Source organism: Lactobacillus sp. ESL0679, assembly GCF_029433515.1.
Classification (GTDB): Bacteria; Bacillota; Bacilli; order Lactobacillales; family Lactobacillaceae; genus Lactobacillus.
In genome coordinates this window covers 111,897-129,934 of sequence record NZ_JAQTIG010000002.1, presented here as the reverse complement: position 1 = coordinate 129,934, position 18,038 = coordinate 111,897, and the positions used below count along the sequence as shown (strand labels likewise).

Here is an 18,038-nt window from a genome sequence, read left to right as displayed (position 1 = left end):
AATGATACTTTTATCTACTTTAGAACGTTTGCCACTTTATTTGCCACTTTACTGTAAACGTTGTTCAATCCAATTGCCTAATTCTTGAATATGCAATTTTTTAACCGAACTATACGTCAGAACAGTAACATTATCATAAGATAAATCCAACGTCTTCTTCAAATTAGCTAATACCTTATTAATCTGATTCTTTTTGACCTTATCAATTTTGGTGCAAACCACCAAAATCGGTAAATTCAAGTATTGAGCATAATTATACATAGCAATATCATCCTTGGTTGGCTCATGTCGTGAATCAACTAAAATGATTAATCCCCTTAAGTTCTCCCGTGTTTCGAGATAATCCTGAATCATTTCACCAAATTTAGCTCGCTGTGATTTGGAGACCTTAGCATAACCATAACCAGGAACATCAACTAGGTAAAAGCCCTCATTGACAATGTAAAAGTTCAAAGTTTGTGTTTTACCCGGCTGTGCTGAAGTTCTAGCAAGGTTTTTCCGGTTTAGGAAGGAATTAATCAAACTTGATTTACCAACGTTAGACCGCCCTGCAAGTGCAATTTCAGGCAAATCATTTTTGGGATATTGATCTTCACGAACGGCACTAATTGCATAGTTACTACTTCTAATGATCATTAGCGGTTGCCTTCATTTCATCGCCTGATTCATGTCGAATTACCTTAGGTTCAGCATTATGTAAAATGACATTTTTAGTAACGTCTACTTCTTCAATATCTGTCTCACTTGGCGTTTGGTACATAATACCCATCATTGCATTTTCAATAATTGTTCGTAAGCCACGAGCACCCATGTTACGTTCGATTGCTAAATCGGCAATTGCTTCTAAAGCACCATCAGTGAACTTCAATTTTACTTGGTCAAGTGCCAATAACTTAGTATATTGCTTAACTAAGGCATTCTTAGGTTCTGTTAAAATGCGAACAAGGTCAGAATTATTAAGTTTATCAAGGGTTGCAATAACTGGAATTCTACCAATAAATTCTGGAATCAAACCGAACTTAACTAAATCACCAGTTGTTAAATGCTGCGTCCAAGCATCGTCTTGAGCTTGATTAAGGCTATTTTCAGCACTAAAGCCAATAACTTTTTTACCCAACCGATTTTTAACTATCTGTTCAATACCATCAAAAGCTCCACCGACAATAAATAAAATGTTAGTTGTATCAATTTGGATCATTTCTTGTTGTGGGTGCTTACGACCACCTTGTGGTGGAACGGAGGCAATGGTTCCTTCTAAGATTTTCAGTAATGATTGCTGTACCCCTTCACCGGAAACATCACGGGTAATTGAAACATTTTCTGCTTTTTTAGAAATTTTATCGATTTCGTCAATATAAATAATGCCCCGCTCTGCCCGATCAATGTCATAATCAGCATTTTGCAAGAGCTTGAGTAAAATATTCTCGACATCTTCACCAACATACCCTGCTTCAGTCAGAGTAGTTGCGTCAGCAATTGCAAAGGGTACGTCCAAAATGCGCGCTAGAGTCTGTGCCAAATAGGTCTTACCAGAACCAGTCGGTCCAATTAAGGCAATATTTGACTTTTGCAGTTCTGTGGACGAATCAATATCCATTTGACTAATTCGTTTGTAATGGTTGTAAACAGACACTGACAGGACCCTCTTAGCCCGTTCCTGCCCGATCACATATTGATCAAGTTGCTCCTTGATTTCTATTGGTTTTGGCAAGTCATGAGCCTTTTTAAGTGAGTCAGACTTCAGTTCTTCGTCAATGATTTTCTTAGATAAATCAACACACTCATTACAGATATATACGCCGTTACCAGCAATCATCTTTTTAACTTGATCTTGTGTTTTACCACAAAAAGAGCATTTAATTTCTTCCTGATCAGTAAACTGTGTTGCCATACTATTCCTCCTGTAATCTACAAGAATAAGCGTATCATAAATTTAAAAAAGTACCAGACTTATTTGCTTGTAGAAAATAAAAAAGGCGGTTTAATTCAAACCACCTTTTTTATTAGAACTTAAATTCTATTTTTTATCAGACTTGTCGTCTTCTTTTTCGTCTTTAATCTTAGACTTAGCAACTTGCTTAGCGTTGTCAGCAACAAGGTCGATGGCTTTACGAACATTAATATCGTGAGAAAGCATTTCATCTGTCAAAGTACTACGGACAGTCTTCTCATCCATATTGTATTCGCTAGCAAGATCCTTAACTTCCTTGTCAATCTCTTCTTTTGAAGCCTTAAGATCTTCTGCCTTAACAATTGCTTCAAGAACTAAGTTAGTCTTAACTCTTTCTGCAGCATCCTTGCTAAATTGAGCACGCAATTGATCTTCCGTTGTATTAGTTAACTTGTAGTAAGTTTGAGGACTAATACCTTGGCGTTGCATGTTGCCCAAGTACTGGTTCATTTGAGTGTTAATGTCTTCTTGAAGCATTGCATCAGGAATTTCATCAATCGTAGCATTAGCTACAGCACCTTCAATAGCTGCTTGTTCAATAGCATCTTTAGCAGCAGATTCTTTTTGTTCCTTCAAGTTCTTCTTGATTTTATCTTTTAATTCATCAAGAGTCTCAACTGAATCATCAACGTCCTTAGCAAAGTCGTCGTCTAACTTAGGCATTTGCTTTGACTTGATTTCATGAATCTTAGTTGCAAAGTGAGCTTCTTTACCAGCTAAATCTTTAGCACCGTAATTTTCTGGGAATGTAACTACTACATCAACATCGTCGCCAGCTTCATGACCAATAAGTTGATCTTCAAAGCCTGGGATAAATGTGTTTGAACCAAGTTCAAGTGAGTAATCGTCAGCAGAACCACCATCAAAGGCAGTACCGTCAATGGTCCCCTTGTAATCAATGGTTACAGTGTCGCCCTTTTCAGAAGCACCCTTCTTAAGAACAAGTTCAGCATTCTTTTCACGGTCTTTTTCAAGTTCAGCATCAATATCCTTTGCGTAAACACGTGTATTTTGCTTAGGAACTTCAATACCCTTGTAGTCGCCCAATTTAACTTCAGGTTCAACTGAAACAATAGCTTTCATTGTCCAGTCCTTATCAGCATCCATTGCTACAGGTTGAATTTGTGGTTGACCTACAGCAGCAATACCAGCTTCTTTAATAGCAGCTGAATATGCATCAGGCAAAACAATGTTTAAAGCATTCTCGTATAAAGCTTCTTCACCATAGTATTGGTCAAAAATAACACGAGAAACGTGACCTTTTCTAAAGCCAGGAACACGTAAACTATTCTTTACTCTCTTAAAGGCTTGATCCAAGCCACGCTTAACCTCAGCTTGAGAAATATCAAAAGTAAGTTCTCCGGCAGTCTTACCGGTCTTATTCCATTTTACAGACATTAATTAAATACCTCCAATGTCAAGTTCGATCGCTTTGTTGCGTACTAAGTTATCTTACATTAAACGCGCGCAAAAAACAAATTTAGGCAAAAAAAATGTACTTCTATGAAGAAGTACATTTTTTTAACTGTCTCTTTAGAAACTAGTCAAGAATTTCAGTAACCTGACCAGCACCAACAGTACGACCACCTTCACGGATAGTGAACTTAGTACCCTTTTCAATGGCAGCTGGTTTAATTAAGTTAACAGTAAATTCTGTGTTATCACCAGGCATAACCATTTCAGTACCTTCTGGCAATTCAATTTCACCAGTAATATCAGTAGTGTGGAAATAGAATTGTGGACGGTAGTCTGAGAAGAATGGAGTATGACGTCCTCCTTCTTCCTTCTTCAAAACATAAACTTGACCCTTAAATTCTTTATGGGTTTGAATTGAGCCAGGTGCAGCCAAAACTTGTCCACGAACAACTTGGTCACGGTCAATACCACGAAGCAATACACCAACGTTATCACCGGCTTCACCTAAGTCTAAAGTCTTGTGGAACATTTCCAAACCAGTAACAACTGATTTAAGAACTTCTGGTACCAAACCAACGATTTCTACTTCGTCACCGATCTTGATAGTACCACGGTCAATACGACCTGAAGCAACAGTACCACGACCAGTAATAGTAAAGACGTCTTCAACTGGCATTAAGAATGGCTTGTCAGTTTGACGTTCTGGAGTTGGAATGTATTCATCAACAGTGTCCATTAACTTCATGATGACGTCTTGTTGTTCTTTGTCACCTTGTAAAGCTTTCAAAGCTGAACCACGGATAACTGGAATATCATCACCTGGGTAATCGTATTCAGTTAACAAGTCACGAACTTCCATTTCAACTAAGTCGATCAATTCTGGATCGTCAACTAAGTCGGTCTTGTTTAAGAAGACAACGATGTAGTTAACACCAACTTGACGAGCAAGCAAAATGTGTTCACGAGTTTGTGGCATAGGACCATCAGTTGCGGCAACAACTAAGATAGCACCATCCATTTGTGCAGCACCGGTAATCATATTCTTGATGTAGTCGGCGTGGCCTGGAGCGTCCATATGAGCGTAGTGACGATTTTCAGTTTCGTACTCTACGTGGGCGGTATTGATGGTAATACCACGTTCCTTTTCTTCTGGCGCAGCATCGATTTCTGAATAATCTTCAGCCTTTGCTAAGCCTTTTTCTGATAAAACTTTAGTAATAGCCGCAGTTAAAGTGGTCTTACCATGGTCAACGTGACCGATAGTACCAATGTTTACGTGTGGCTTCGTTCTAACGTAATGTTCTTTTTCTGCCATTAAAATGACCCTCCTGTAATTTTGCAAGAAGTCCGTTGAGTAAGTAACGGATAATTCTCTGTTGAATATTGTACTACTTTCATTGGCAAATGCCTAGTATTTTAATGCATAGAGCCATGCCTAATGAAAACGTCCTTTGCTATTATACTAAATACTTCCAAAAAGTAAAGTCTTTTTGTTCAAAATTATTTAGGTAAATTAGCATAAATTTGCTCAAACAGCTTGTGGTGACCTCGTCCATCGTGTTTTTCAATATATGAAGCAAGGTCACTAGCAAAACTGTCCGGCTCATCAACGTACTTAGCTAGTTTAGGATAAAGACTGCCTAAAATCAAGTTTACTTCACCCAAAACTGTCGGTAATTGACTTGGACGGTGATAATATCGCGATCCAATCGCCGAAATAATTTCGCGGTAAACCGTACCTTTTTCCAATAATTCAGTATTTCGAGGGATAAAATCTTCACTTTGGCTTAACACCAAAACGCGTATTTTATCCTTGACGCCAAGACGAACTAAATCTTCACACAAAGCAATTCGCACGGCAAAATTTAAACTTGGATCCAGCAAAAGACTTTGAGCAAAATTAACAAAGTTAGATAAATCTAATTTAAATAGCTGCTCATAATCAAATTGCGTAACGTGTTTTTTCTGCTTAAACTGCCGCATAATTTCCTGTTGCTCAGTTAAATCTATCGGTGTAACCGCTATCTGCACACTTTTTTTACTTAAATTTTCCACTTCAAGTGCTTCAATCAAGAAATGATTGGCTTGCAAAATTTTACTGTATTCAGCAAAAATATCCTGCTCAGAAAAGAGATCTGGCTCTTCTTTGATCAATGCAAAAGCAGCATATTCTTGTCCATTCTTTAAGTATAAGTCGCAGAGTCTAATCACAAGTTCAGCCGTGCGCCCACCGCGCAAAGCCTCTTCTAAGTATTGAATAGCTTGTTCAAAATCACCATTTGCTTCGCTTTTTTGAGCTAAATTAAGTAAATTTTTTTGACTCAATGAAGTCATGTTTAGTCCTTCTGTCCAGGTTTTGGGTTGGACTTTTGCTTAGGTGACATTTGCTGCTCAGCATCATTTTTACTGTTACGCTTTTGCATTGCACGGTGGCGATTTTGATTAACTTCCATCACAACGGGCAAGACTACGGGCCGACGATTAGTCTGCTTGTACAAAAACTTCTCAAGGTCATTACGCACATCTTGTTTAATTTCTGTCCAATCAAATTTTTTATGGGCAAAATTATTATTGATGGTTTCCTTGATTAGCTCGATACTATCATGCATCAGCTTATGGTTAGCCTTAATGTAAACAAACCCGCGGCTAGTAACTTGCGGCTCTGCAATAATCTTCTTTTTACGACGATCAATTGTTACAACAGCAATAAAAATACCGTCATCAGACAATACTTCACGGTCGCGTAAAACTATATTGCCGACATCCCCAATACCTGAGCCGTCAATCATCGTATCCTCACCAGGTACTGGATCTGTTAAGTACAACTTCTTTTGTTTAAAGTCATAATTCAGGCAGTCACCATTTTTGGTAACAAAAATGTTTTCTGGTTTCATGCCAGTTTTGGTTGCTAAATCCTTATGCACTTCAAGCAAACGGTATTCGCCAATAACAGGAATCAAGAATTGCGGCTTTAATGTGTCAATCATCAGCTGCAAATCGCGACCTGTCGCATGACCACTAGTATGTTTAGCGTGCCCTAATTGGATGACGGTGCCACCAGCACGATAAACCATATCACTTGTTTGTGCGAGCCGCGTTTCGACTGAATGCGATGGCGTTGTCGAGACAAAGACTAAATCGCCCTTGTGGATGGTAATCATGCTATGCCGGTTTTGTGCCATTTTTTGTAAAGAATTAAGTGGCTCGCCCGTTTGTCCGGTTTCTACAATTACCGTCTTGTTTTCAGGCGTTGTCTTAAGGTCTTTAACTCGCATTAATAAGCCTTTAGGCACCTTTAAGTAACCTAATTCCATTGCTGTTCGCGTAATTTTAGCGACATCACGACCTGTTAACAAAACGCGTCTGCCCGTTTGTTGAGCAGCATTAAATACTTCCTGCATTCTAATAATGTTCGATGCTTTGGCAGCAACAATAATGCGCCCTTCGGTATTACGGAAAACATTGGTAACATAATCGCCAATACTCTGCTCAGAATTATTTGGAAATGATGCTTCTGCATTTGAAGAATCACTTAAAAGCGCCAATACCCCCTTTTGTGAAATTTCAGCAAGCCGATCCATGTCAGTGCGGTAATTTGGCGCTGCCGATGGGTCAAACTTAAAGTCCCCTGTGTAGACAACTTCACCAGCTGGTGTATGAACATCAATTCCTAATGAATCTGGGATTGAATGTGTTGTATGGAAGAACGAAATATTAGCGTTCTTAAAATCAATTTCGGTTTCGGCATCAATTGTATGGAATAAACTGTTTTTACAACGCTTATTAACCCGCTTAACCTTGATCTTAGCCAGCTCAATTGTTAATTGTGACCCAAATACTGGGATATCATAATCTCGCAAAATATATGGTAAGGCACCGATAGAATCAGCGTGTCCGTGCGTCAAAAAGATGCCGACAACCTGATCGCCATATTGCTCAAAGAAATCAAGATCGGGAATAACCAAATCGATTCCAAACAAAGAACTATCAGGATACTTCAATCCTGCATCAAGGACAAAAATTTCATCATTGACTTGAACGGCAAACATGTCTTTTCCTTGTTCGCGTACGCCGCTCAAAATCATTATTTTAACTTGATCAGCCATTATACTTCCTTTTCTATTGCTATTCAGTTGTTATTTTATGGATCATTGCGATCACAACGTAAAAAGTATCTTTGTTAATTTTAGCATAAAAAGTAATGATGACAAAAATAAAAAAGCCAGTTCTAAACGAGCTGACTTTTTTATCATATTTGCAATTAACGACGTAAACCTAACTTCTTGATTAATTCACGGTAACGATTAATGTCGTTATCTTGTAAGTAACGAAGTAAGTTACGACGGTGACCAATCTTCTTCAGTAAACCAACGTAAGAATGGTGATCATGTGAGTGACTCTTCATGTGTTCAGTCAAGTTGTTGATATCTGTAGTCAAGATAGCAACTTGAACCTCAGTTGAGCCAGTATCGCCTTCGTGGGTTGCATACTTCTTAATGATTTCGTCTTTTTCAGCTTTTGAAATTGCCATAATATTTTTTCACCTTTCACTAAAATAATTGCCGTTAACAACGTTAACCGTCAGGTGTGAGCGTGCAAACAGCGTTAACGGTTCACAACAATAGTATAATACAGATTATTTTTTTAAAAAGCAAGTATAAATTATCTTGCATCTGAGATTATTCTCCAGTATAATCAATTAAGTAAAATTACGATCAATGGAGGTGAATCTCATGCCACAAATTAAATCAGCTATCAAACGTGTTAAAACTCAAGATACTGCAAGAAAGCGTAACGCCGCTCAAATGAACCAGTTAAGAACTGCTGTTAAGAAGTTCAAGACTGCTCAAGCAGCCGGTGCTGAAGACGCCTCCGAATTACACATTGCTGCTGCTCGTGCTTTGGACAAGGCCGCTTCAAAGGGTCTTATTCATAAGAACAAGGCTAGCCGTGATAAGAGTCGTTTGGCTAAATTGGCTAAGTAGTTAGCCTAATTTTTATTGACTAACAAATTAAAAAGACAAGAATCATCATGATTCTTGTCTTTTTTATACATTCAAAATAAATAATTTTAGAAAATTATCTTCACGATATTGGCCGTTTTTGTAATTAAAGTCTAGCTTAATTGCCTCTTCGAGTAAGTTCATCAATTTTTCAAGCGTCAAACGATTACTCAGCGCCAATTTTACTCGGTAAGGATGAACGCCTAGTTCTTTAACAATCTGTGACTCATTTCTTCCCCGCTTTTGTAAAATTTTTGCCGCTAAAATTAATTCCAACTGATTTTCAAAAACTGCTAACAATTGAATTGGGTTGCTACCTTCGCGCAATTGATTGTCAAGTCGACTAATTGCCTCTTGATAGTTGTGTTTTAATGCGGCCTCTAAAATGGCAAAAACATTTTGGGCAAGTGACAAGTCAACGTTTTGCTCAATTGCCTGTTCAGTGATTTTGCAACCAACTGCAATCACCTTCAGCTTATTGTAATTGCCTAAAATAGTATCAAGCACTTGGTCACTGCGCTGCAGTAATAATTGCAATCCCGTACGCGAAATTTGATAACCTTCTGCGGCAATCAACGCCTTAGTTATCGCACCAACTTCGTAAGTTTTTACTTTAGTTTCAACGACATTGAACTGCTGCAAGACCGTTTTAGTTAATTTTTTACGGCGGTCAACTTTCTCATAAGAAGCAATTAGGATAACAACGTCATCCAGCTGCTGCAAGTTAGCAAAAATTTCCTGCAGCTGCTCCAACTGCTTCTGCATTTTTTTAGGAACTTTAGCCGTTAAGAAAAACGGATTTTTGACTGTGATAATTTTTTGCTGGCTAAATAAACTTGATTCGGTTAAGTCGGCAATCAATTCATCAAGACCATCACTCTCACAATCAATACTGATGCGCTCAAGATCATTAAACCGCTCTTCGTGTGTATAAGAGCGGGCTAAATAGTCATTTAAAAAGCTATCTTCACCCAAAATTAATGTTTGGGGATTACTATTATTGGAATTTTTAAATAAGGAAAGTAATGTCATTTGTTATTCACCGGGATAAAACGCGTTAATTTAGGTTGGATTAATTTGCCATAAGTCCATGTAATCATACCACAGTCTTGGGTTGAAGCCCACGGTATATGTTGCGCTTCTAGTGTTGCTAGTGTTTCTGGATGTGGATGGCCAAAACGATTATCACGACCAGCAGAAATAAAGACCATTGCTGGGTGCAATTTTTGTAGAAAATCTGGATTTGAGGCAGTCTTGCTGCCATGATGCCCTAATTTAAAATAATCAGCATGCAGCCTGTATTTCGCCATAATTTCCTGCTCACCCTTTTGACCCAAGTCACCTGTAAAGAGCCAACTCTTATCTGCTAATGTAAAAGTCAAAGATAAGGAATCATCATTAGTTCCTAATCCCGGCTTAAACGGATAAACAACATGAAATGGCAAGGGGCCTGGAACAGTCATCCCTGCCAGCAATTGAACAATCTGATTTTTAGCAATTCGCCCGCTAATCCGCTTTTGAAAAGATGGATTATTAATTAATCCTTGTGCCATATACAGCTTTTTAACTTTCATTTGTTCCAAAAAAGGACCTAAATCTCCCACGTGGTCTGCGTCTTGGTGCGATACAAAAAGCCCGTCAATTTGACTAATGCCCTCAGCCTTCAAAAGTGGAATCGTTATTTTATTGACTTGCGGCGTTAATTTTTTACCGCCAAAATTTAACTTACCACCAACGTCAATCATGTAGACATGGCGCCAAAGTGGCGTTGTAATTAAAATGCTGTCACCTTGACCAACATCAATGAAAGTTACTTGGCCAGTAAACGGAAAATGGATCGTAATTAAGATAGTTAAGTAAGTTAATCCAAGACCAGCCGCTAGTTTACGACCTTGCCTAGTTAGTTTAACTTTTTCATTCACATTGACTAGTATTATTGTAGTTAGCGCCAACAAAAACAAGCATTGCCACCAATTAATCTTGCCAAAAGTTAATAGCCCAATTTTAGTTGCTGATAGTTTACTAATTAACTGCTCACCATAATTTAAAATAGCTTCAAATATGTTGGAGATATTAGGCTTCCAGCTAAATACCACTAAATTAATAAAGGTTAGCGGCATTACCACCCAGTTGAAATACGGTACAATTAACATATTAAACAAGACCGTCAACAAGTTAAATTGGAAGAAATAAACTAATAACAATGGGGTTAATAGTAAATTAAGCATGGCCGACTGCTTGAAATCAGCCATTTTATCAGTCATCTCTAAGCCAAGTGCCAACGTATAAGTTAAAATGGCGCCAACTCCCATCATTAAACGAGGATTGACTAGCAGATGCACTAAACAAGTTAAGCCTAATAAATCAAAATGTTTTATTTGCCAACCTTTAAAGCTAAAAAATTTTCCTAAAAGATAAGTTAAGCTGGCACGCACAAAACCAGCCTGACCATTACTTAAAAACACCCAGCCCGATAAAATAATTAAACAGCAGACGAAAGTTTCTTCTTCAGTAAATTTCAGGTAGTAACACAAGGTGCTGATTAGCAACGCATAAATCCCAACATGCAATCCCGAAATACTTAAAATATGGATGACACCAAGATCACGATAATTATCTAAAATTTGCTGGTTATCTTGATTAGGATTTTCTCCTAAGAGTAATTCACTACTAAAAAAGCTCAAAATACGTGGCATTTTGCGAAAATAAGATTGTAATTTAAACCTTAGATAATGAAAATAATCGCTCAAATTACCAGTCTTGGTTTGCATCCGGCAACTTTTAAATTTAACCTGCTGCCAAATATTTTTGCCGGCATAGTACTGACGTGAATCAAATTGGCCATAATTAGTTGCTGGCATAATCTGCTTAACGTCGCCTACTAAACTTGACAGGTATACAGGCTGGCCCTGATTAAGCTGGTTAATCTGCTGATTAGTTATCGTTCCTGAGACTAAAACTTTACCGGTTTTGACACTACCAATTCCAGATAACCAATCATCATCAACCTTAACTTGGTCAGGGTAGATTTTGATTACTGCATCTTCGGTTAAGACAAAGTTAGTTTTAGAATTATGTAAAAAGGCATCAACCATTCCCACTACTAGCAAGATGACAACTACCCACTTTAAGTTACCGAATTTTTGTAAAAGTAGTAAGCCCAAGTAGCACGCTAACAATATCCAGGTTAATTGCTGTAAGAAGCCGCGACTTTGGTAAAATCCAAAGCTTAAGTCAACGCCAAGCAGCGCAGTTAATAAGAAAAATCCGGGCGTTAATAATTCAGACTGCCAGTTGGTCTTTGAGCGCCGCAAAGGTTTTGTCGCCAATTCCTGAAACCTGCTTTAAATCTTCAATCTTTTTAAAATTACCATTTTTTTGACGGTAAGCAATAATCTGCTCCGCCTTTTTCTCGCCAATACCGTTAAGCTGCTGCAATCCTTGGGTATCTGCTGTATTCAAATTAACTTTGGCTCCAGACTTTGCGGAAGTGGTTGAACTACCAGCATCATCTGAAGTGGTAGCTGCTGTAGAACTGCCGCCAATCGATACTACAATTTCATCAGCCTTAATTTTTTCGCCCTGATAAGGAATATGAACCTTATCCTGATCTTGCAATATTAACGCGCGATTAACCTGCTTTAATTGTGCGTTCCTAGCAGCACCGCCAGCGGCTTCAATTAATTCTTGCAGTCTCGCACCTGTCTTTAAAGTATAGACTCCCTGATGCTTAACGGCTCCAGAAATATCGCAAGTAACATTTTTCGGCTTGGCTGGCTCCTCCTGAGCAGTAGTACTCTTAACATCCTTAGCTGCACTTTTAACTGATGTGCTTTTTTGCTCTGTTTGCGAGTCTTCAGTAAATTCGGTAGCAGTATCATTTTGACTACTTCCTTGATGAGTCCAAAGAGCAATCCCAATAACAACTAATCCAACCAAAAAATATTGTTTATGCTCTAAAATAAAATCTTTGATTTGTTCCCAATCCACGTTTTTCACCTCAATTATTAAATACGCAAAAAAGCCCAGAAATTTTTCTGGACTTTTTGATTAATAATGTTGTTTTAAATAATTGAGTGCATCAGTAAAGGTCTTGACGGGAACAATTTTCATCTTTGAATGAATTGTTCGCGCTGTTTTCTTAGCAACTACATAATTGCTAGCCGACTTTTTGACACCAGTTGTGTCATTTGGCGCAAAGAAGACTTCGGCACCAACTCTATCTGCGGCGACAACTTTCTTATCGACCCCACCAATAATGCCTACCTTACCGTTAGGTGCAATTGTCCCAGTACCAGCAATCTTATGTCCTCGAGCCAGTCGACGGCCCGTAAAAGTTTCATAACTGGTCAAAGTAAACATCAACCCAGCTGACGGACCACCGATTTCACCTGCGTCAATTGTCAATCGTGGTTTAGTGGTTACCTGAACATGTTCAACTAACTGGATACCAATTCCAGGCTTGCCAGTTCCCGCCACTTTCACAATTTTACCGGTAAAAAATTGCTTTTTGCCTTCACGTAGCACCGTAATTTTAATCTGCGAGTGAAGCGGCTGCTTTTGCAAATACTGCATCATTTCTTCGGTTGATTTAAAGCGGTGCCCATTAGCCCCAAGGACAGTATCGCCCACTTGCAACTTGTCCTTAAAACTCGACTGTTTCTGGACCTGCATCACATAAACGCCTTTGTAATTGAGTTGTGGATTTAAGCCAGCTTTTTTTGCAGCGTAGTAAATCGCATTTTGCTGGCTGGTTTCCATAAACCAATTCTGCAGTTCTTGATATTGGCTATTGGTTTGCCCACCAAGTAATTCGGAACTCGGGATTCGCGTTGTATATTTTTGTGTATAGCTCCATAAATATTGCAACACGGTTGCTGGTTGACTGGTTTCACTCACCGTTACCAAATATAAATTATTAGGTGCATTTTGACTGCTTTTCACAAATTGACCGGTAGAAACAGCTTCTCCCGGCATTTCTAGGTAATAATTAGTTGGCCAACTTAGACCAACAACTATTAACATGAAAAAAATAATTCCAAATAGCCAGTTGCGTAGTCGTCTTTTGCCTTGTGGCAGATTTTGATGCTCTTTTGTCATGATTATCCCAACTTTTGCTTTACAGCTTCAGCTGCCATTTTAGGCAGAAACGCACTAATATCGCCGTGAAAATGAGCAACTTCTTTGATAATACTTGAGGCAACAAAACTATCTTCTGGCTTAGTAAATAGCAAAACTGTTGCCACTTCTGGCACCATTTTTTTATTCATTGCTGCGATTTCCTGCTCATACAAAAAGTCGGAACTGTTGCGCACGCCGCGAATAATTGCCTTTGCATGCAATTCACGAGCCACATTAACCGTTAAATCTTCCGGCCGTTTCAAAACCTCAACATTAGGGCAGTCCTTTAACGCATCTTGGGCAAAAGCAACCCTCTCATCAACGGTAAATAAATATTTTTTAGCCATATTAGTCATTACCACTACGTACAGTTTGTCAAACATCCCTGCAGCTTGTTTGATAACGCCAACGTGGCCATTCGTAATTGGGTCAAAACTTCCCGGAAACAATGCAGCCGTCATTACTCTTCCCTCCGATAAAAGCGGACAATCGTTTTGCCCAAATGATGCTCCTTAATTAATGCAAAATTAGCAATGTCACCTAAACTAGTTTCATCATCAGTCTCTGCAACAATTAATGCCTCTGGTGTTAACAAGTCTAGTTCCACCATCTTTTGCATATCTTTTGTAATTTGCTGTTTAGCATACGGCGGGTCTAAAAACACTAGGTCAAACTGCTGCTCATCCTGCGCCAATTTTTTAAGCGCTACACTACTGGACATTTTATAAACCGAAAACTGATCTTCTTCCTTAGTGAGCGCAACATTTTTGCGAATAATTTCTACAGCTGCATAATTAATATCAACTATTGTTGCGTGGTCACAGCCTCGTGACACTGCTTCAATTCCTAAAGCACCACTGCCACCATACAGGTCAAGCACTTGTCCACCGGAAAAAAATTGCCCCAGACTATTAAACAGCGATTCCTTAACTTTATCGCTTGTTGGTCTTGTCTTTTGGCTTTTTAGCGTAAATAAATTGCGTTTAGCATATTTGCCAGAAATAATTCTCATGATAAATGTTCCAATTTTTCTTGTTCTTTTAATAGCTTATCTTCTGCGGCTTGTGCCATCTCTGTAATTTGTTGCTCAATATGACTGCTTGATAAGTCCAAATTTTCTTCACTTGATTTTTCAACTTTTTTAACAAAATCAAGTGAATTTAGCTTTTGGATCACCTGATCAACTTCTTCTTGATCAGTATATAAAACGCAGTAACACATTTTTTTAGAAAAATAGACAATATCGCCATAATGCCGCAACTTGTATTGGTTACTAACCGAATCAAGGTAGACAATTAGGCCCTGTCTCTTAGTCACAGGAGTGTCCTGTAAGTCCTGATTAATACTCATTATTCATGCTCCTTCTCCATTCTTTCATTAGCCGCCACGTTAAGCACTAAGCCAATTGATGCGGAAAGGACGATCATTGACGACCCACCATAAGAAATAAATGGCAAAGTTACCCCCGTAATTGGAAGAAGGCCCAGTACCGCACCAACATTAAATAAAGTTTCTGTAAAAATAATCGTGGCCACGCCAAAACAAATCAAGGCATTAAATTGGGACTCAGCATGAATGCCAACCTCCATAATGTTCCACATTAAGTAAAAGATTAGACCAACGATAACAATTGCGCCAACTGCGCCAAGCTCCTCAGCAGCAATCGACAAGATAAAGTCCGTGTATGGCTCCGGTAAATAACCACGCTTTTGCATACTATTACCGAGCCCAACACCAAACAGACCACCATTATGAATTGCATAGTAAGAATTGACAAGCTGTGCACCGCCCTTTTGCTGCAATTGAAACGGGTGTAAAAATGACATAAAGCGTTGATATTGGTAGCTAGTTTGTAAAAATTTTGGATTCCAGTGCACTACCAACACCGCCAGTAAAAAGACGCCAACACCAATACCAACTAGCCAAAGCACTGCCATTTTGGCAGGAATGCCTGACATTGAAAACATTACAATCACGATCATTGCTAAGATTGCAGTTCCCCCAAAGTCTGGCTCAATTAACACCAAAAACATCATAATGACTGCTATAAATGCTGGTCGTGATAAATTTTCGATAATGTGCCCAAGTCTAAAAGCACCATCATGTCGGTCTAAAATAAAGGCAAGGTAAACAACTAAGGCTAATTTAGCAATTTCCAGTGGTTGAATTTTGATAACCTTTAAATCAATCCAACCAACTGCCCCATTAACAGCTGCTGCCGAACCCCTAACAATTTTTAAGCCAATTAAGTAAGCGAGTAGCAACATGCTAATCCCTAAAAACCACTCAACAAACCTAGCACTTTTGAAATTTTTAAGTCGTAGTCTTAAAAATAAAAAGGCAAAAGCTAGTCCGGCAACAGCATACTCTGCCTGCCTAACACCATAAACTGACGGCTTAAAACCATTTACCAGCAAAATATCAGAACTTGCCGAATAAACCATAATGATTCCGATAACAATCAGTAACAAATATGGAACTAAAATATTGTAATTCAAATGGTGTATTTTTTCACGCACGGATAGCCTCTCCTTCAGAGTAAAAACCTGCTTTTATTATAAAGCAAAAAGAGCACCACTTCATTAGGTGAATGCTCTTTTTTTGAATTTGTTAAACTTTGATTAGTTACGGTTACGCTTCTTGTCAGCCTTTTGACGTTCTGAAGTGTTCAAAATCTTCTTACGAAGACGGATTGATTCAGGAGTAACTTCACAATATTCATCTTCATTTAAGAATTCAATTGCTTCTTCCAAAGTCAACTTCTTTGGTGCGTGGATAGCAGCAGCATGGTCCTTACCAGCAGCACGAGTGTTAGTTAAGTTCTTACCCTTAATAACATTAACGGCAATATCACGATCACGAGAAGATTGACCAACAATCATTCCTTCGTAAACTTCAACACCGGCACCGATAAATAATTGACCACGTTGTTCTACAGTTTGCAATGAGTATGTAGTTGACTTACCTTGACTGATTGAAACCAAAGCACCGTTTACTCGACCTGGTTCCCAGTTCTTAACAATTGGCTTGTATGAGTCAAAACTGTGGTTCATAATTCCGTAACCACCAGTTTGTGACATAAATTCGTTGTTGTAACCAATCAAGCCACGAGATGGTACTAAGAAGTCAAGACGAGTTTGACCGTTACCAGTTGAGGTCATGTTCTGCATCTCACCTTTTCTTTGTGATAAGGAGTCAATAACTGAACCAACGTATTCATCTGGAGTATCAACTTGAACAGCTTCAAATGGTTCACACATTGTACCATCAACTTCACGGTAAATAACCTTTGGCCGTGAAAGTTGTAATTCAAAGCCTTCGCGACGCATTTCTTCAACTAAGATTGACAAGTGAAGTTCACCACGACCAGAAACAGTCCAAGCGTTAATTTGGTCAGTTGGTTCAACCTTCAAAGAAACATCGGTCCGAGTTTGCTTAATCAAACGGTCTTCCAATTTCTTAGGGGTAACCTTATCACCTTCACGACCAGCAAATGGTGAGTCACTAGCAACAAAATCCATCTGCAAAGTTGGTGGATCAATCTTAAGTAATGGTAATGCCTCTGGATGTTCAGCTGAAGCAATTGTTTCACCGACAAAGATGTCGTTAATTCCACTGATTGCAATAATGTCACCAGCTTTAGCTTCCTTAATTTCGTTACGCTTCAAGCCAAAGAAACCAAAGAGCTTAGTAACGCGGAAGTTTTGGGTTGAGCCATCACGCTTCATAACAGTGATGTTGTCGCCAACCTTAACTTGGCCGCGGTAAATACGACCAACACCAATACGACCAACATAGTCATCCCAATCAAGCATTGTGATTTGGAATTGTAATGGTTCATCAACGTTGTCAAGTGGAGCTGGAATTGCCTTAAGAATGGTATCAAAAATTGGAGCCATTGTTTCTTTTTGAGTTGCTGGATCAGCTTCGTATGAAGAAGTTCCATTCAAAGCTGAAGCATAAACAACTGGGAAGTCAAGCTGTTCATCGTTAGCACCTAATTCAATGAAGAGTTCCAATACTTCATCCATTACTTGCTTAGGACGAGCACCTGGGCGGTCAATCTTGTTGATAACAACAATTGGCTTAACACCAGCTTCCAAAGCCTTTTTCAGCACGAAACGAGTCTGCGGCATTGTACCTTCGTAGGCATCAACCAAAAGTAATGCCCCATCAACCATGTGCATGATTCGCTCAACTTCACCACCAAAGTCGGCGTGTCCCGGCGTATCCAAAATGTTGATTGTAGTATCGTGGTATTTAACTGCAGTATTCTTAGATAAGATAGTAATACCACGTTCACGTTCAATATCGTTTGAATCCATTGCCCGGTCTTCCAAAGCCATATGCTCAGGTAGAGTGTCGGATTGCTTCAATAATTGGTTAACCAAAGTTGTCTTACCGTGGTCAACGTGAGCTATGATAGCTATATTTCTAATATCGTCTCTTCTTTTTTCTGACAAAAGTATTCCTCCTCCACTCCTCAATAAAAAAACTGTGACTTTGTCACAGTTTCGGCGGCATGCTTAAAACATGCTGATCGAAGT

Annotated in this window: 17 protein-coding genes; 1 reads left to right on the top strand and 16 read right to left on the bottom strand. The window is 38.8% G+C overall.

Annotated elements, in window-relative coordinates:
- Nucleotides 1-48 precede the first annotated feature (48 nt).
- The 7 genes from yihA to rpsO form a co-directional block, all read right to left on the bottom strand.
- The gene (yihA, locus tag PT287_RS03600) at nucleotides 49-636 is read right to left on the bottom strand and encodes a ribosome biogenesis GTP-binding protein YihA/YsxC (protein ID WP_277132660.1); all 588 of its coding nucleotides are present in this window, start codon (nucleotides 634-636) and stop codon (nucleotides 49-51) included.
- Nucleotides 626-1,891, bottom strand: coding sequence for an ATP-dependent Clp protease ATP-binding subunit ClpX (gene clpX / locus PT287_RS03595; RefSeq protein ID WP_277132658.1), 1,266 nt, complete (start codon nucleotides 1,889-1,891; stop codon nucleotides 626-628). Before clpX ends, yihA begins: the two co-directional genes overlap by 11 nt.
- 126 nt (nucleotides 1,892-2,017) lie before the next feature.
- The gene (tig, locus tag PT287_RS03590) at nucleotides 2,018-3,349 is read right to left on the bottom strand and encodes a trigger factor (RefSeq protein ID WP_277132656.1); all 1,332 of its coding nucleotides are present in this window, start codon (nucleotides 3,347-3,349) and stop codon (nucleotides 2,018-2,020) included.
- Between the two features lie 142 nt (nucleotides 3,350-3,491).
- Nucleotides 3,492-4,682, bottom strand: a complete 1,191-nt coding sequence (gene tuf / locus PT287_RS03585) for an elongation factor Tu (RefSeq protein ID WP_277132654.1) — start codon at nucleotides 4,680-4,682, stop codon at nucleotides 3,492-3,494.
- Nucleotides 4,683-4,867: 185 nt separating this feature from the next.
- The gene (locus tag PT287_RS03580) at nucleotides 4,868-5,701 is read right to left on the bottom strand and encodes a tetratricopeptide repeat protein (protein WP_277132651.1); all 834 of its coding nucleotides are present in this window, start codon (nucleotides 5,699-5,701) and stop codon (nucleotides 4,868-4,870) included.
- Nucleotides 5,702-5,703: 2 nt separating this feature from the next.
- On the bottom strand, nucleotides 5,704-7,473 hold the full coding sequence (locus PT287_RS03575) for a ribonuclease J (protein WP_277132649.1): 1,770 nt from the start codon (nucleotides 7,471-7,473) through the stop codon (nucleotides 5,704-5,706).
- A gap of 155 nt (nucleotides 7,474-7,628) precedes the next feature.
- Nucleotides 7,629-7,898 carry a 30S ribosomal protein S15 gene (rpsO, locus tag PT287_RS03570; RefSeq protein WP_277129710.1) on the bottom strand — a complete coding sequence of 90 codons (270 nt, stop codon included), beginning with the start codon at nucleotides 7,896-7,898 and terminating at the stop codon, nucleotides 7,629-7,631.
- Nucleotides 7,899-8,100: 202 nt separating this feature from the next.
- Between rpsO and rpsT the strand changes: the two genes are divergently transcribed.
- Nucleotides 8,101-8,352 (top strand): 30S ribosomal protein S20, encoded by a 252-nt coding sequence (rpsT, locus tag PT287_RS03565; protein WP_277132647.1) that lies wholly within the window; start codon nucleotides 8,101-8,103, stop codon nucleotides 8,350-8,352.
- Between the two features lie 63 nt (nucleotides 8,353-8,415).
- Here the strand turns inward: rpsT and holA are convergent, their stop codons facing one another.
- From holA to typA, 9 genes are all read right to left on the bottom strand, one after another.
- The gene (gene holA / locus PT287_RS03560) at nucleotides 8,416-9,402 is read right to left on the bottom strand and encodes a DNA polymerase III subunit delta (RefSeq protein WP_277132646.1); all 987 of its coding nucleotides are present in this window, start codon (nucleotides 9,400-9,402) and stop codon (nucleotides 8,416-8,418) included.
- Complete coding sequence (locus PT287_RS03555) at nucleotides 9,399-11,684, bottom strand: DNA internalization-related competence protein ComEC/Rec2 (protein WP_277132969.1); 2,286 nt, start codon at nucleotides 11,682-11,684, stop codon at nucleotides 9,399-9,401. The genes holA and PT287_RS03555 overlap by 4 nt, the downstream gene beginning before the upstream one ends.
- Entirely contained in the window at nucleotides 11,653-12,360 is a 708-nt protein-coding gene (locus PT287_RS03550; RefSeq protein ID WP_277132644.1) for a helix-hairpin-helix domain-containing protein, read from the bottom strand. Before PT287_RS03550 ends, PT287_RS03555 begins: the two co-directional genes overlap by 32 nt.
- A gap of 60 nt (nucleotides 12,361-12,420) precedes the next feature.
- Nucleotides 12,421-13,470, bottom strand: a complete 1,050-nt coding sequence (locus PT287_RS03545; RefSeq protein ID WP_277132642.1) for a SepM family pheromone-processing serine protease — start codon at nucleotides 13,468-13,470, stop codon at nucleotides 12,421-12,423.
- A gap of 2 nt (nucleotides 13,471-13,472) precedes the next feature.
- On the bottom strand, nucleotides 13,473-13,952 hold the full coding sequence (gene coaD / locus PT287_RS03540) for a pantetheine-phosphate adenylyltransferase (RefSeq protein WP_277132640.1): 480 nt from the start codon (nucleotides 13,950-13,952) through the stop codon (nucleotides 13,473-13,475).
- Nucleotides 13,952-14,503, bottom strand: a complete 552-nt coding sequence (rsmD, locus tag PT287_RS03535) for a 16S rRNA (guanine(966)-N(2))-methyltransferase RsmD (RefSeq protein WP_277132638.1) — start codon at nucleotides 14,501-14,503, stop codon at nucleotides 13,952-13,954. Before rsmD ends, coaD begins: the two co-directional genes overlap by 1 nt.
- On the bottom strand, nucleotides 14,500-14,841 hold the full coding sequence (locus PT287_RS03530; protein WP_277132636.1) for a YlbG family protein: 342 nt from the start codon (nucleotides 14,839-14,841) through the stop codon (nucleotides 14,500-14,502). Before PT287_RS03530 ends, rsmD begins: the two co-directional genes overlap by 4 nt.
- Nucleotides 14,841-16,010, bottom strand: a complete 1,170-nt coding sequence (locus tag PT287_RS03525) for an FtsW/RodA/SpoVE family cell cycle protein (protein WP_277132634.1) — start codon at nucleotides 16,008-16,010, stop codon at nucleotides 14,841-14,843. Before PT287_RS03525 ends, PT287_RS03530 begins: the two co-directional genes overlap by 1 nt.
- A gap of 102 nt (nucleotides 16,011-16,112) precedes the next feature.
- A complete protein-coding gene (gene typA, locus PT287_RS03520) occupies nucleotides 16,113-17,954 on the bottom strand; it encodes a translational GTPase TypA (RefSeq protein ID WP_277132632.1) in 1,842 nt (613 codons plus the stop codon).
- Nucleotides 17,955-18,038: the final 84 nt, after the last annotated feature.

What these genes read in the sequence shown, in the direction of transcription:
- rpsT (WP_277132647.1), top strand. Translation starts at nt 8,101, where the DNA reads ATGCCACAAATTAAATCAGCTATCAAACGTGTTAAAACTCAAGATACT.
- clpX (WP_277132658.1), bottom strand. Translation starts at nt 1,891, where the DNA reads ATGGCAACACAGTTTACTGATCAGGAAGAAATTAAATGCTCTTTTTGT.
- PT287_RS03575 (WP_277132649.1), bottom strand. Translation starts at nt 7,473, where the DNA reads ATGGCTGATCAAGTTAAAATAATGATTTTGAGCGGCGTACGCGAACAA.
- coaD (WP_277132640.1), bottom strand. Translation starts at nt 13,952, where the DNA reads ATGACGGCTGCATTGTTTCCGGGAAGTTTTGACCCAATTACGAATGGC.
- tuf (WP_277132654.1), bottom strand. Translation starts at nt 4,682, where the DNA reads ATGGCAGAAAAAGAACATTACGTTAGAACGAAGCCACACGTAAACATT.
- holA (WP_277132646.1), bottom strand. Translation starts at nt 9,402, where the DNA reads ATGACATTACTTTCCTTATTTAAAAATTCCAATAATAGTAATCCCCAA.
- PT287_RS03580 (WP_277132651.1), bottom strand. Translation starts at nt 5,701, where the DNA reads ATGACTTCATTGAGTCAAAAAAATTTACTTAATTTAGCTCAAAAAAGC.
- rsmD (WP_277132638.1), bottom strand. Translation starts at nt 14,503, where the DNA reads ATGAGAATTATTTCTGGCAAATATGCTAAACGCAATTTATTTACGCTA.
- rpsO (WP_277129710.1), bottom strand. Translation starts at nt 7,898, where the DNA reads ATGGCAATTTCAAAAGCTGAAAAAGACGAAATCATTAAGAAGTATGCA.
- PT287_RS03545 (WP_277132642.1), bottom strand. Translation starts at nt 13,470, where the DNA reads ATGACAAAAGAGCATCAAAATCTGCCACAAGGCAAAAGACGACTACGC.
- PT287_RS03530 (WP_277132636.1), bottom strand. Translation starts at nt 14,841, where the DNA reads ATGAGTATTAATCAGGACTTACAGGACACTCCTGTGACTAAGAGACAG.
- tig (WP_277132656.1), bottom strand. Translation starts at nt 3,349, where the DNA reads ATGTCTGTAAAATGGAATAAGACCGGTAAGACTGCCGGAGAACTTACT.
- yihA (WP_277132660.1), bottom strand. Translation starts at nt 636, where the DNA reads ATGATCATTAGAAGTAGTAACTATGCAATTAGTGCCGTTCGTGAAGAT.